This is a genomic window from Acinetobacter sp. LT1, assembly GCF_059800965.1.
Map to the genome: position 1 here is coordinate 43,606 of NZ_JBBAXE010000005.1, position 13,706 is coordinate 57,311.

A 13,706-nucleotide genomic window follows, 5' to 3' on the forward strand; every position below is an offset into this window, starting at 1 on the left:
TTTCTTAAAACTCAATTGTAATTGGTACTATATCTCTATACTCACCCTTAGATATACGACCACCATCGTGTATGGCTTGAGCAAAAATATCGATATTCTTTTTAGTATTCATATCATTAAGAATAAAAGCATCATTCGCTCTAATCACTTGTCTATCTAAACCATAGAGCAAGTTATAAGCAACAAAATCTCTACCATTACTTAATGCATGATAATAATTTTGTGAAAAAGAAGCAGGAACTTTACTATCATTATTTCCAGAACCAAATATTATTTTTACAGTAGAAATACCAGCACACTGTATCTGTAAACCAGAGTTTCCATTATTCATCAAACTTGCGTCGATCACCCCATTAAAACCAGTTGAGGTTTCACCAAAATCAACAGTTCCGAAATTTAAATTTGTCGCATTATTTTCAACAACTTTATTATTAATAGAACAAGAAGGTAATAATTCAATTTGATTTGTTAACTTAGCTCCAATTTCACCCGCATTTAATGAAGAAATTAAAAAATAAGAAATTATAAATATAGAACCGCGATTAAATATCATCTCCCCTCCATTTAAAACAGGTTCACTCGCTTTTAAGTAAACCTGCCACTCAATCAATTATTTCTTTTTATATTTAGAAATTTACAGTAACTAATAGAGTATCTTTATAATCACCTTGAGCTTTTGCTGTGCCAGTGTTTGGAGCAATTGCACCGAAAATTGGTACCGCTGTAGCTTGGCCACTCACTGTAGTGAACTGTTGTGGCTGGTTTACAACATAAAGGTTTGTACGAGCAGCATCGCGGTAAACGTTATATGCAACTACATCAGCAGAAGCAGTATTTTTTAAAGTACGGTCTGTACGTTCACCACCATCAATTGCAACTGTAAAATCAACAGGATCCGTGCCGTCACAAGTCACAGAAATATTACCGCCTGTTGCTGCTGAAGCGACTTCAGCTGTTAATACGTTGTTCCAAGTACCAGAAGTTTTACCAAAATCTAAAGTACCAAACTTGTTCATATTCCCTTCAGTTTGACTACCACCTACAGTACAGCCTGTTGAGATATTTAATTTAACGTCAACCTGTCCAGTAACAGCCGCTTGAATATTTACCGCATAACCAGCAACTATTAATGCTGCAAGAAGTGATTTCTGAATGTTTTTCATATTCATAACCTACATATATAATGATTAGTTTTGTAGAACAAAATGAATCAAACTCAATAAATAAAATATGTCCAATTTGTTTTATATATAAAACAAACTACCTTTTACTATTGTGTGATTCTTTTCACAATTTAATAACAATTATTTAACTTGTATACACACATTACAAAAAGACTATGTTTACTTATTTAAAATTCTTTTTTTACCAGTAAAAAAAACACCTAACTAAATACCCACCCCTACTTTAAAAAAAAGTCTAAAAAATAGAGAAAATAAATATCATCCATCAAATAAAAACTAGTCAATATTTATTCAAATACAATAATTTATAGATTTAATAAAATCATAAGAAACTCATTATTATTTAAATAGGTCACACGACCTATTTTAACTATTACTTAAGAGATAAGAATAAGTCATTCGACCTATTTTTTAATTTTAGATTAGGTCATATGACCGATATTAAAAAATTATAGGTCACATGACCTATAATTAGTTTAATAGAATTTAAATATTTTATTTATATTTTTCTAATTTCATGGTTTAGAATGCCTTTTTTTAAATAGTACTTACAGGCTGGATAATGATCAAAATTGATACCTTTGATACTATGCAAATAAAGAAGTCCTTTACCACACTAAAAGGACAAGAAAGAGTAAAGCAAATCTTAAAAAATGCTGAGATAGTTTTTCTTACCAAAGGTTATTCTGGTTTTAGTATGCGAGGAGTTGCAGCTCAATCGAATATTAGTTTAAGTACCTTACAGCATTATTTTCAAAATAAAGATAGTTTATTAAAAGCTTTACTCGATAAATTAATTTTCGACTACATACAGCGTATAGAAATTTTAATCAACTTAAATGCAAATGAGCCACCCTTGCATCGGTTTATGAATATTATCGCTAATATAATATATGAAATAGAACAACCGGTCATTACGCATACATTTAAAGAGGTGTTTTCTATTTCAGATCACTTACCCTATGTATATGATTCTTTATCAATGATACAAAAGTATAATTTTGAACTTATATATAAAATTATACTCCCTATTCACAATAAAATCTCATCAGAAGAATACAAAGAAAGAGCCATAATTATAATTACACAGCTCAACGGTTATTTAGTTCAACATTCAAACAAAAATACAGATGAATGCTATAAACAATTTCTAAGAAATATACTTTTAAAAAATATATCAAGATTAGTTAGTGAACCATAAAATTAAAAACATAGGAGTATTTCTGCTATGTTTTAATATAAAATTTTCCTATCATATCCCTACATTAATGTTAAAAAACAACCATAAGAAATGATTAAAAAAACTAGCTAGTCTTATTAGCTATTGAAGAATAAATTAAATCAAAACATAATAATCGCAATGATCAAAATTGAAATTTCAATCTTTTAGAGAATCTTAATGGATAATGCTAAAGCATTAAAATTTATAAGCTTTATGCTCGCTTTCTTGTGGTTTTATCAAGGACTGGTTCCTAAACTAATTTTTATTAACTCTGATGAAATATTTGTATGGCAAACCATCGGACTTTCTTTTGAGTATGCAAAACTTGCAGGGCGCGCGAGCGGTATAGCTGAAATTATTTTTGGTTTATTGTTTCTTTTTTATACTCATAAATATATTCACTATTTAAGTATTTTAGGTTTATTCGGTTTACTATTCTTAATTGGTTTTTTAAAACCTTCTACACTTATCTCGCCTTATAACCCTATCGTAATGAATATTTCGATGATAAGTTTATCAATTATCTATTTGCTTTTATTAAAAGAGCAAACAACTCATTTTCATAAAGCTGCTCAATAGCGTTAATTTTAAAAAAATTTAGAGATTTCAATGAGTTTATCTAGTCGTGAAGTTGGCTGCGTAGTCATCACTGGAAGCACAAAAGGTATAGGTTTAGCACTCGCCCACGCTTTTTTAGATCTGGGATGTTCAGTTGTCATCGCTGGACGAAACGCGGAGCATCTTAAGCATGCTCTCACTCACCTAGAAAATCATTTTAGTAAAGAAAAATTTATTGGTTCATGCTGTGATGTGACACAAATTGCAGATTTACAAGCCTTATGGGAGGGAGCAATTCAGCATTTTGGACAAGTAAATGTGTGGATTAATAACGCAGGCAGCTGCCACCCAACGAAAGAGTTTATTGACCTTCAGCCAGATGAATTAAATGCAGCCGTTTCAACTAATATTTTGGGCACTTAGGTACTTCCACCAATAAAAATGCTCAGTAAAAGCTTTTCTAAAAAACTCTTACTGAGCTTTATGACTAATCCACACCCTCATTCTCTGAAGTATCTTCTTTATTTAAAATCCGCCCTTCTTGTTTTGGTCGAATCAATGGCGCAGTTGGTCTTGGATGATGAGTATGTGTATATTGCATACCTGCTCCCGCATTGACGTCATCTGCAGCGATTTCAGTTTCAAAACGCTCATTATCGAGATCTCGAATTTCCTCGGTAATTCTTTCTACTTCGTCTTCATCTACACCCAGTTCTTGCAAAATCACACCGCCAAACTTAACTGCAGATTCAAACGTTTCACGAATCATAAAGTCCACTTTTTGTTTAACTAAATGCAGTGAATGCTCACGGTCATATGAACGGACTAATAATTTTGCCAAAGGAAATTCATGGGTCACGAGTTCTACAATTCTATTGGTCGTTTCCTTGCTATCTACACACACCACAATCGCTTGTGCTGTTGCGGCGCCAGACGCATGCAGAATATCTAGACGGCAACCATCGCCATAATAAATTTTAAAACCAAACTTTTCGGCGTTTCTAATCATGTCGGTATTATTATCAATAATGGTGACATCGACACCTCTTGCTAATAATAATTGACTAGTAACCTGTCCAAAGCGCCCAAAACCAATCATTAAAACACTACCGCTTAGCCCGTCAGCAATGTCGATGTTTTCTAATGAAACCTTCGTTTTTGCTTGAGTAAAACGTTTGAAAATAATACCGACTATTGGGGTCAACACCATTGAAAGCACAACAATGGCGGTTAAGTTAGATTTAACGATACTATCAATAACTTGTGCACTTAGCGCAGCCGAGAAAAGTACAAAGGCAAACTCTCCACCTTGAGCCATAAGTAAAGCGCGGTCTAACGCTTCAGTATGAGAGCTTTTCGTTACTCGGGCGACCATATAAATCATGAGCGCTTTGACAAGCATTAGGGCAATTACACCACTCACAATAAGTTGCCAGTTTTGAGCAACTACCGATAAGTCCAATGACATACCGACCCCAAGGAAAAACAGGCCCAGTAATATTCCTCGGAATGGTTCAATATCCGCTTCAATTTGATGTCTAAAGGTCGATTCAGATAAAAGTACACCCGCCAAAAAAGCACCCATCGCCATAGTCAAACCGCTGACTTGCATCAGTAACGCTGCACCCAACACCACCAATAAAGCCGCCGCAGTCATGACTTCTCGGGCTTTAGCAGCGGCCAATAGTCTAAACAATGGGTTAAGTAACCAATACCCTGCCGCAATAAGCCCTGCAATTGCGAGTAAACCAATTCCTATATTTTCTAATCGTACCGATGTGCTTTCGACCACATGATTCGGTGCCATAAAAGCAACAATAGCCAGCAATGGCACAATGAGTAAATCTTCAAATAGTAAGATGGCTACAATCTTTTGTCCTCGGGGTTGAGTCAAATCCCCCCGATCACCCAATAACTGCATCACAATCGCAGTCGAGGTTAAGACGAACCCTGCCGCACCAATAAAAGCAACTTGCCATGTAAAGCCAAATAACAGCCCAACGCCAGTCAAAGCCAGCGCGCAAATAATAATCTGTAGCGTACCAAGGCCAAAAATTTCGCGCCTAAGACTCCACAAATGTGAGGGTTGCATTTCCAAACCAATCACAAAGAGGTACATCACAATTCCCAACTCGGCAATATGCAAAATTGCGGTGGAATCTTGAAAAAAAGCAAAACCGAATGGGCCAATAATTAGACCCGCAATTAAATAACCAAGTACTGAACCTAAACCAATACGTTTAAAAATAGGAACTGCAATGACAGCAGCCGCCAATAAAACCACAGGGGCAACCAAGCTAATTGAATGTGCTTCTGAGCTCATACATTTCTCATTTTATTTATCTGCAATTTATTCTATGTGAAACGAGGTTTAAGGGCGATTATTAGTTTTGAGAAAAAGCATCCTAAAAATTAAATGATTTAAGTCATCCGAAAATAAAAATTGAGCCTATAAATAGAAATCAAATACTCATGGACAAACACCCATAAAAAAAGCCCTAACGGGCTTTTTTTATATTAGGCAATAAATTTCAGCATGAGCTGAATGACTGTCGCATTAATTAAGTCGACAAAGAATGCGCCACAAAGCGGAACAATCAAGAAAGCCTTATGCGATGGACCATACATATTAGTAATGGCTTGCATATTTGCCACGGCTGTTGGTGTTGCACCCATACCGAAACCACAATGACCTGCTGCTAATACTGCTGCATCGTAGTTTTTGCCCATGACGCGGAACGTCACAAATGCCGCATATAAAGCCATCGTAATGGTTTGCGCACCTAAAATAACTACAAGCGGACCAGCTAAGTCGGCAAGTTGCCAAAGCTTTAATGAAAGCAATGCCATTGCTAAATAAAGCGACAAAGACGCGTTACCAAATACATCAATCGCGCGGTCGAAAATATCAATTTTCAACACGCTTTCTAAAATATTTCTTAAGATTACACCGCCACCGAGTGCCCAAACGAAAGTTGGTAACTCAAACCACGTTCCCTTACTAAAGCCAGTCATAAATTCAGCAAACGCTAAACATGCTGCAAACATACCCAGTGTAGTAATTGCATTATCGGCAGTAATTAAACGGACTTGATGCGGGTTTTCAAACGGAGCAAGGTCATCTGAATTTTGTTCAAGATGTGTGTCGCGATTTTGGATTTCAGCATTGGTTTTTGGTTGAGCAAGACTGTAACGATTAATGAGTAATTTCGCTAACGGCCCACCAATCACACCACCAATAATCAAGCCAAAGGTCGCACTCGCCATACCTAATGCTAAAGCACCCTGAATACCATGCTGGGTTTCTAAAATTTCACCCCATGCGCCAGCTGTACCATGACCACCTGTTAAGGTAATTGAACCTGCAATCAAACCAATAAGTGGGTCAAGACCCAATAATGTCGCAAGGCTCATACCAACAGCATTTTGCACAACAATGAATGATGCAACACAAATTAAGAAGATGACTAAAGCAGTACCACCTTCTTTAAGCTTCATAAAATTGGCACTTAAACCAATTGAAGCAAAGAACACGAGCATAAAGCTGGTTTGTAATTCGCTACTAAAAACAATGCTATACCCCCACAAAGTGTGGACAAGTAAAGAAACTACAGCAGCAACCAAACCACCAGCTACAGGTTCAGGGATATTATAACGTTTTAAAAAATCAATTCGATTAACAAGAAAGCGGCCCAACAATAAGACGATAACCGCCGAAATTAGTGTATAAAAACCATTAAAAACAAATTCCATATATGCTACTTTCTGATTACATTCCTAATGGATTGTAAAATAATTATATTTTATTTTTTATTATTTAAAAAAAACACAAACAAACTTTACAAAAACCATCTTTATTTAAAAATAACTATATAAATCAAAATATTGTTTTAAGTATTTAGTAAAAAATCATGATGTACCCTCTCCTAAATTTCTATCTTGCTTTGAGAATTAATTTTTTTAAAAGTTTTAATGCTCGAGTGATGAAATCAAGACATCTGGTTACCTCAATCTTATTACTCATTTTTTAAGCAACAGTATATTGCGCTAAGCTAAGCTCTAACTTGATACATTTAAAGAAAAATCCTGTCTTTTGGGTCACTGAACTTCTGCATCATTCACTTTAATATCCTTCAAAGACCAGCTCTTTACTGTTCTGGGCAACATCTTTATAGGTTTTATATTCAATGAGTTTATTGCTTAAAGTTCGTCAGAACGTTCCACAGCTACAATCTATTAAAAAATCTCTTCAGACACGTGCTGGTCAAAAAATACCTCACATGCTGATCAATGCATCAGATCTCTTTTTCAGAGGCCCTCAAATAGCTTTGTCAGGAAAAACACCTTTTGATGTGATTCATAAGCATGAAATTATTACCTTACGCCATTATAAAAATGAGACCGATACCTCTACTCCTAAACACCGCGTACCTTTAGTTATTGTTCCACCATTAGCAGTGAACATGCTCATTTACGATTTGTTCCCTACTCGTAGTTTTGTACGTTTCTTTTTAGCCCAAGGGTTTGATGTTTACTTAATTGACTGGGGCGTACCAACCCGACACCAAGCAAAATACAACTTCGGTACTTATATTAAAGTTTTCATGCCAGAGATGTTAAAGCAAGTTCGCCTACACAGCGGTCAGCAACAGCTTTCTTTACATGGTTGGAGTTTAGGCGGCGCACTTTCGCTCTGCTATACCGCATTGTTTAAAGATAAAGATATTAAAAACCTGATTATTCTGGCATCTCCTATCGACACACATAAAGCGGGTTATATGGGGAAACTCTACGGTAGCCTCACCAAACCTGCCGAATGGGTTCGCAAACATACGCCATTTCGTATTCGCCATCATGTACCAAGTGAAGCATTTCATATTCATGGGTGGCAAAACACTCTTGGCTTTAAATTAACGGATCCGATTGGAAATTTGAAAACATATTGGGAACTTTTTAAAAATCTAGATAACCGAGAGTTTATTGTCGATCATGCAACCTCAAGCTCATTTATCGATAATATGTTGGCTTACCCAGGTGGAGTCATGCGCGATATTATTCTCCGCTTCTGGATTGATAATGAGCTGTCTAAAGGCGTGGTTAAATTTGGTGAACTTACCGCCTATCTAAAAGACATTAAATGTTCAGTATTAGCTGTCGGTGGTAACACAGATATTATCGTGACGGCTGATGCTGTTAAGCCGCTTATGGATTTAATTGGTAGCGAAGACAAAACCTTTAAAGTCGTACCGGGTGGCCATATGGGCGTAGTTTCTGGTAGCCAAGCACCGACTACAGTCTGGCCAGAAGTGAGTACTTGGTTAGCTACTCGTTCAGAATAATTAATTCAAAAGCAGTAAAGCCAGTGTAGTCAGTTCTATGCTGGCCAAAATTTAAATTTTATAAGTCTGATATTCTAGTTTTATTTATATTGCAGTAGTTTTTTCTCATAATTCAAAAGCAGCTCATTACTAGATGACACAAAAATATAAATATAATTTCCTCACTATTAATCACATTAAAAATCCTTCAACACATAAATTTTATTTATTAGAAATACAATTTAATAAAACAATATTTTATCAAATGTTAAAATTTTTTAAATAAATTAATTTTCTCTTATTAATATTTATAAATTTTAAGAAAAGTATCTCTTAAAATTGATGTTACTTTTTGTTATTTATGTAAAGCTCATCTAAACAATATATTTACTTAAGTTATTGTTAAATAAATTTTTTTGTAAATTTAATTTTGTAAAATTTGATCATTATTTATACAAATGTAGGCAATCTCTCACAATTATGTAAGCCAAAGCTTACAACTCAAATGATTGTTTTTCTTATAATTAATTTCAGTACATATAAGCACTCTTTACTATTAAATAGAAAGCTGAATATTAATAAAGAGATCTGGAGAAAATGATAAAGTCATCTTTATTAATATAAAAACTCTTAATAATAGAAAAAGAATCTCAAAAATTAATATGTACTATCTTTCCTCTGGAAACAGAGGAAAGATACTTTTTAATCATCAGATAGGGTATAGAAAATGTTTATTGCAAAAAATATATTTGTATATTTACTATCAATGTTAGCTTTATGCTTACTGATTATTTTCTTTAATTACATAGGAATGAACGAGACGATTAATCTCCTTCTCTCTTCTGCACTGTTTGGAATATTTATTACTTGGTATTTTAAAGGTAGTAGACTCTGTCTCGCCCTATTTAGCTTTTTTTATTGGGCTATGTTTGTCATTAGTCAAAGCTTAGAAGTGATATGGATGCTCGCAAGTTCAGTTATTGTATATTTAGTCATGACTAAAATATTACCTAAACTCAAGACCATCCATATTGGCGTGATAGCCAAATAGCTAAAATGGTTTCACCCCACGATTCACCATACCCACTTTCTTAACTGTGTTAATTTTAGTTTGTTCGGCAATGACTAATTCATTGATGAAAGCTTTTAAGTTTTGCTCATCAAGACGAATAGGATTAAAAGTACTTTCTCCCATTTTTAGAAAGAAAGATTCGATATTTGTATTACGTTGTACATATTTCATTGACCATCGTTGAAACGAGTTTTGTTCAATGGAATATGTACACAACCATTTAACATTGTGGTGTCTTTCATCATTTGTAATTTTTTCAAATAATCGTTCAACCACCTCTCGCTCACCTTCCAAGCATTGAAAGAAAGCATTATCGGCATAATAGAGCACCCCACAGATCTGATTCAAATCATTGAAATCTCGTGCTTCTGTCAAAATATCACGTAAATCTTGCAACAAGTCTTCATTTTTTTCGTTCCGTTGACTGGCATAACACAGGCGAACGTTCATTAGCAATTCCGTGAAATATAAAATTTCTTTATTTAAAGATTTTTTAATCTACCATATCTCTATTACTAATAATTTATATTTCACACATATTCTAAAGTTTATATTAAAAATATGTTCGATTATTAACTATAAGAGCTTAATAACTAATGATTTATATTAACAAGAAAATAAAAAGCCCTACTATTGAGGGCTTCTAATGCTCTAAAAGAACAATAAATTGCTTTAAAAGCTAAAATAAAAAAAAGCACTAAAAAGTGCTTTTTTTACTTGCTGTTATATTATTGTGGAATAATATTTACAGCATTTGGGCCTTTTTGCCCTTGAGTAACGGTAAATGTTACGCGTTGACCTTCATGCAAAGTTTTGAAACCAGAACCTGCGATTTCTTTGAAGTGAGCGAACACATCTGGACCGTTGTCTTGTTGAATGAAACCAAAACCTTTAGTTTCGTTAAACCACTTTACTGTACCACTTACTGTATTAGACATGATATATCCTACTGATTTCTAATATTTTAGAATCATTAAATAATGACCCTATCATAACTTTGAAAAAAGAATAACAAATTGAGCTTAATATCTTAAAAAACGAAGGATTATGACTAAAACTACGATACTTAAAAGAAGATTTACTAACAAGTCTTTTTTCTAGTTAACTGAATAATACAGGAAATAAATTTGTATTCAAGGCTTTTATATAAATAATTTCAATAAATTATAGTAAATAAATACAAAACAACAAGTTAGGTAAAAATATCAGCAAATTCAATATATTCCCTGCTTAAATAATAACTTATTTTGGTAAATATTCTTGAAAACACAAATTAAAAAAGATTGTTTAGAAAATAGCTTGATTCAAAATAAAAAGAGTTATTTTTTAAATTGAAATAATTTAAATTAAAAACTTTAGATAATAAAAAACTCCTAAACAGGAGCCTTATTTTATTTGATGGCAGAGGATCAAGGACTCGAACCTTGACGAACGGTTTTGGAGACCGTCATGCTACCATTACACCAATCCTCTATATTCATGATTAAACACTCAAGATTTAATCACAAAAAAAGCAAGATCATAATCTTGCTTTTTTAATGGTGGGGGCGAAGAGACTCGAACTCTTACACCTTGCGGCGCTGGAACCTAAATCCAGTGCGTCTACCAATTTCGCCACGCCCCCATCTGGGACATTTATTTAAAATAAATGTGGCAGAGGATCAAGGACTCGAACCTTGACGAACGGTTTTGGAGACCGTCATGCTACCATTACACCAATCCTCTTCCAAGATCTAGATGACCTAACATCTACATCAAACTTTAAGTTATTAACTTAAAGTGGTGGGGGCGAAGAGACTCGAACTCTTACACCTTGCGGCGCTGGAACCTAAATCCAGTGCGTCTACCAATTTCGCCACGCCCCCGATGGCTGTGTATATTAGCGATAAGATCTGACAGTGACAAGTGTTTTTTTTCTAAAAAAAACTAACCGTGTAAATTGTATACAGATACTAGATCAATGATTTTTATCAATTTGAATCTCTTTTAAGCAATTTATTGCTTCATCAGCATTTGAAAACCGATTTTGCTGTTGTTTTTGTAATAAACCTGCAAGTAAGGGATAAAAAATCAAAAACTGCGTGGGTAATTGAATGTTTAATTTTTGACAGTGCAAGACTGCCCAATCACGATAACTACCAACTTCTAAGCGAGTTTGTGTTAACCATTCATATAGAACGATGCCAAAAGCATATAAATCGCTTTGTATTCCCTTATGCCCTCCTCTAAATAGCTCAGGAGCCATATAACGAGGTGTTGCATCCATGACTGTATCGCAACTTGAAATCGGTCTCGTTTTCTCAAAATCAATTAAATAAGGCTTTTGCTGAAACTTTCTAAAATGTTCTGCCTTAACGTCACCATGAATCCAGCCAAGTTCATGAAGCTCTGCAAGCTTATTTATTGCCAACCAAATCTTACGATATACATCAGTTAAATCATTTTCATGAATCAATGAACCAAACCACACGTCACTATCAGGTAAAATTAAAACCTTACCCAAAGAATGGCCTAGCTGAGGAATTAAACTGCCCTCAATCAATCTATGAGGTAAAAGCCATGCAGGTTTTTTAAGGTGAATTTCTTTATAAAATAATTGCTCATGCATGAAATCTTGCTCACTTTGAGCATGGGTTTCAGGCAAGTGATATTTTAACCAGTAATTCTTGGCATCTATGGTACATGTCCATAAACACCGCCCTAACGCTGCACTTGTTGGCTTTGTTACACATGTCAAGTTTTCTATATGCGAAGCAAAATCATGCTTCAGCATAGTAAAACTCAGGCTGTTGTTTCTTTTCTTCAAAGCGCAAAACTTCTAAACAATGCTGAATCGTCTTACCAATACGAGCATGGGTCTCAATTGAAGAAATTTTTGGCCAAGTTGCACGTTCCCCTTCTCTTTGCAAACGCTTAAACAAATGCGGACGCGGGTTTTGCAAAGTGTAGGTATAGTGACTTAGGCTATATTTAGCAATGATATTTACATCACCATAATAACGCTGTCCCATTACGCCATATCCATGATCTAACAATCTTCTAACTGGAGATATAGAACCAAGTCGTTGACGCGTAAAGTCCATAATGCCCATTGATAGTACTTTACCTTGGCGTCTTAAAATTCTTTCAGGCCAACTTAAAACGTCTTTACGGAAGCGATCCGCATCATTTTGCATAAATGGGACAATATGTGGGTTAACCTGACTCGCAATCGTGTAGTTTAAGTTATAAAGCCGCGCCATTCTTTCTTGCGGGAAATCGCTTCTTACACTTCCATCCACCCACTTTGTATTTGCCATATAAGGTGTATGTTCACCGTCATAACGTTTACTGGTTAAACGTACCGGTGGGAATAAAATTGGCACGGCACATGAAGCCAATACAGCACTCCAAACCAAAACATTCGGTGTCATAATGGCGTTCATAATTCTTGGGTTTTCTGTTGCATCATACGGCGCTACCGCCACATTAATGTTTAAACCAGATTTTTTGAAAGCCTCTTCAAACGTAAGATCACCTAAATTCTCAATGAGGAATTTTTTCAAATATTGAACATCGGCAATTCCACCATTGCCTTTAATGAGTTCACGGAATTTTCTAAAATGAAAAGCATCACTAAAAAATTGCTCACCATTTAATAAGTTTTGGATATCTTCACTAGCAGAGGTTCCAAGCATACCTGTCATAATTGCCCCTGCACTTGAGCCAGAGAGCACTTTAGGCATTAAGTCTTGTTCAATTAAAGCCTTACATACTCCCGTATGAAAAAGTCCTAAAGTCGCCCCACCCGAAAACATAAGTGCAGGTTGTCCATATGCCTTTTCACAGTTTTCAAAAAACTCTATTTTTTCTTTTCTTTGAAACGTAATGCATTCACTTGAAGCGATGTAAGCCAAGCTTTGGCTAACTTCTTCAATATAGTCTTCAATTAACTTTTTTGTACCGACATGTGTTGCGGCAAAAAGCATTGGATGACCAATATTTGCAATATCGTAGGTTAGACCTTCTTTAAGTAAATAGATGAGGTCTAATGTGCGATGTTGCTGGCGATATCTTTTGAGCAAAGTGTATCGATAAGAAATCAGTTCGGCATCGAAGTAAGGTGAACTATTATCAAACTTCCACTCTTGCACACCTGTTTCTTCATCTAGTTTTAATGCAAAAGACTTCCATTCCTCATAAGATTCAGCCATGTCTAATTGACGTTGTAATTTTTTGATACGGTAAGCCTGATGTGGATTCATATCACTTCGTATTTTTTCAAACATATTTCGTCCTCATCTTCCCAGATGATTTTACTGAATAGACATCACAACACTATGCTCGGTCTGAACATTTCAATCAATTGCAAA

General features: G+C 34.8%; 12 protein-coding genes, 4 tRNA genes and 1 pseudogene. 5 read left to right on the plus strand and 12 right to left on the minus strand.

Annotated elements, in window-relative coordinates; genetic code table 11:
• Window positions 1–4: 4 nt before the first annotated feature.
• A complete protein-coding gene (locus WBW42_RS06160; protein ID WP_032055539.1) occupies window positions 5–553 on the minus strand; it encodes a spore coat protein U domain-containing protein in 549 nt (182 codons plus the stop codon).
• A gap of 73 nt (window positions 554–626) precedes the next feature.
• Window positions 627–1,163, minus strand: coding sequence for a Csu fimbrial major subunit CsuAB (gene csuAB / locus WBW42_RS06165; protein ID WP_032055537.1), 537 nt, complete (start codon window positions 1,161–1,163; stop codon window positions 627–629).
• Window positions 1,164–1,746: 583 nt separating this feature from the next.
• On the opposite strand from csuAB, the gene WBW42_RS06170 reads away from it, so the two are divergent.
• The 3 genes and pseudogenes from WBW42_RS06170 to WBW42_RS06180 form a co-directional block, all read left to right on the plus strand.
• Window positions 1,747–2,385, plus strand: a complete 639-nt coding sequence (locus tag WBW42_RS06170) for a TetR/AcrR family transcriptional regulator (RefSeq protein ID WP_032055536.1) — start codon at window positions 1,747–1,749, stop codon at window positions 2,383–2,385.
• A gap of 198 nt (window positions 2,386–2,583) precedes the next feature.
• The gene (locus tag WBW42_RS06175; protein WP_017386491.1) at window positions 2,584–2,985 is read left to right on the plus strand and encodes a DoxX-like family protein; all 402 of its coding nucleotides are present in this window, start codon (window positions 2,584–2,586) and stop codon (window positions 2,983–2,985) included.
• 30 nt (window positions 2,986–3,015) lie between these two features.
• Window positions 3,016–3,384: pseudogene (locus WBW42_RS06180) on the plus strand (SDR family NAD(P)-dependent oxidoreductase); the annotation flags it as partial.
• A 67-nt stretch (window positions 3,385–3,451) separates the two neighbouring features.
• Here WBW42_RS06180 and WBW42_RS06185 read toward each other — a convergent pair.
• The gene (locus WBW42_RS06185) at window positions 3,452–5,287 is read right to left on the minus strand and encodes a monovalent cation:proton antiporter-2 (CPA2) family protein (RefSeq protein ID WP_032005343.1); all 1,836 of its coding nucleotides are present in this window, start codon (window positions 5,285–5,287) and stop codon (window positions 3,452–3,454) included.
• A gap of 194 nt (window positions 5,288–5,481) precedes the next feature.
• A complete protein-coding gene (gene gltS / locus WBW42_RS06190) occupies window positions 5,482–6,717 on the minus strand; it encodes a sodium/glutamate symporter (protein ID WP_002115276.1) in 1,236 nt (411 codons plus the stop codon).
• Between the two features lie 434 nt (window positions 6,718–7,151).
• Between gltS and WBW42_RS06195 the strand changes: the two genes are divergently transcribed.
• Window positions 7,152–8,303, plus strand: a complete 1,152-nt coding sequence (locus tag WBW42_RS06195; RefSeq protein ID WP_032055533.1) for an alpha/beta fold hydrolase — start codon at window positions 7,152–7,154, stop codon at window positions 8,301–8,303.
• Between the two features lie 706 nt (window positions 8,304–9,009).
• Window positions 9,010–9,333 carry a hypothetical protein gene (locus WBW42_RS06200; protein ID WP_032005339.1) on the plus strand — a complete coding sequence of 108 codons (324 nt, stop codon included), beginning with the start codon at window positions 9,010–9,012 and terminating at the stop codon, window positions 9,331–9,333.
• On the opposite strand, the gene WBW42_RS06205 is transcribed toward WBW42_RS06200, so the two are convergent.
• From WBW42_RS06205 to WBW42_RS06240, 8 genes are all read right to left on the minus strand, one after another.
• Window positions 9,334–9,804, minus strand: coding sequence for an AnBLUF65 family BLUF photoreceptors (locus WBW42_RS06205; RefSeq protein WP_005073517.1), 471 nt, complete (start codon window positions 9,802–9,804; stop codon window positions 9,334–9,336). It lies immediately after the preceding gene.
• Between the two features lie 278 nt (window positions 9,805–10,082).
• The gene (locus tag WBW42_RS06210; protein ID WP_002115279.1) at window positions 10,083–10,292 is read right to left on the minus strand and encodes a cold-shock protein; all 210 of its coding nucleotides are present in this window, start codon (window positions 10,290–10,292) and stop codon (window positions 10,083–10,085) included.
• Between the two features lie 461 nt (window positions 10,293–10,753).
• Window positions 10,754–10,827, minus strand: a tRNA-Trp gene (locus WBW42_RS06215).
• 66 nt (window positions 10,828–10,893) lie between these two features.
• Window positions 10,894–10,978 (minus strand) — tRNA-Leu (locus WBW42_RS06220).
• A gap of 27 nt (window positions 10,979–11,005) precedes the next feature.
• A tRNA-Trp gene (locus tag WBW42_RS06225) sits at window positions 11,006–11,079 on the minus strand.
• A gap of 55 nt (window positions 11,080–11,134) precedes the next feature.
• Window positions 11,135–11,219, minus strand: a tRNA-Leu gene (locus WBW42_RS06230).
• 92 nt (window positions 11,220–11,311) lie between these two features.
• On the minus strand, window positions 11,312–12,127 hold the full coding sequence (locus WBW42_RS06235) for a protein kinase domain-containing protein (protein WP_032055531.1): 816 nt from the start codon (window positions 12,125–12,127) through the stop codon (window positions 11,312–11,314).
• Entirely contained in the window at window positions 12,114–13,622 is a 1,509-nt protein-coding gene (locus WBW42_RS06240) for a DUF3336 domain-containing protein (RefSeq protein WP_032055530.1), read from the minus strand. The genes WBW42_RS06235 and WBW42_RS06240 overlap by 14 nt, the downstream gene beginning before the upstream one ends.
• Between the last annotated feature and the right edge of the window lie 84 nt (window positions 13,623–13,706).

What these genes read in the sequence shown, in the direction of transcription:
- WBW42_RS06160 (WP_032055539.1), bottom strand. Translation starts at nt 553, where the DNA reads ATGATATTTAATCGCGGTTCTATATTTATAATTTCTTATTTTTTAATT.
- csuAB (WP_032055537.1), bottom strand. Translation starts at nt 1,163, where the DNA reads ATGAAAAACATTCAGAAATCACTTCTTGCAGCATTAATAGTTGCTGGT.
- WBW42_RS06170 (WP_032055536.1), top strand. Translation starts at nt 1,747, where the DNA reads ATGATCAAAATTGATACCTTTGATACTATGCAAATAAAGAAGTCCTTT.
- WBW42_RS06175 (WP_017386491.1), top strand. Translation starts at nt 2,584, where the DNA reads ATGGATAATGCTAAAGCATTAAAATTTATAAGCTTTATGCTCGCTTTC.
- WBW42_RS06185 (WP_032005343.1), bottom strand. Translation starts at nt 5,287, where the DNA reads ATGAGCTCAGAAGCACATTCAATTAGCTTGGTTGCCCCTGTGGTTTTA.
- gltS (WP_002115276.1), bottom strand. Translation starts at nt 6,717, where the DNA reads ATGGAATTTGTTTTTAATGGTTTTTATACACTAATTTCGGCGGTTATC.
- WBW42_RS06195 (WP_032055533.1), top strand. Translation starts at nt 7,152, where the DNA reads ATGAGTTTATTGCTTAAAGTTCGTCAGAACGTTCCACAGCTACAATCT.
- WBW42_RS06200 (WP_032005339.1), top strand. Translation starts at nt 9,010, where the DNA reads ATGTTTATTGCAAAAAATATATTTGTATATTTACTATCAATGTTAGCT.
- WBW42_RS06205 (WP_005073517.1), bottom strand. Translation starts at nt 9,804, where the DNA reads ATGAACGTTCGCCTGTGTTATGCCAGTCAACGGAACGAAAAAAATGAA.
- WBW42_RS06210 (WP_002115279.1), bottom strand. Translation starts at nt 10,292, where the DNA reads ATGTCTAATACAGTAAGTGGTACAGTAAAGTGGTTTAACGAAACTAAA.
- WBW42_RS06235 (WP_032055531.1), bottom strand. Translation starts at nt 12,127, where the DNA reads ATGCTGAAGCATGATTTTGCTTCGCATATAGAAAACTTGACATGTGTA.
- WBW42_RS06240 (WP_032055530.1), bottom strand. Translation starts at nt 13,622, where the DNA reads ATGTTTGAAAAAATACGAAGTGATATGAATCCACATCAGGCTTACCGT.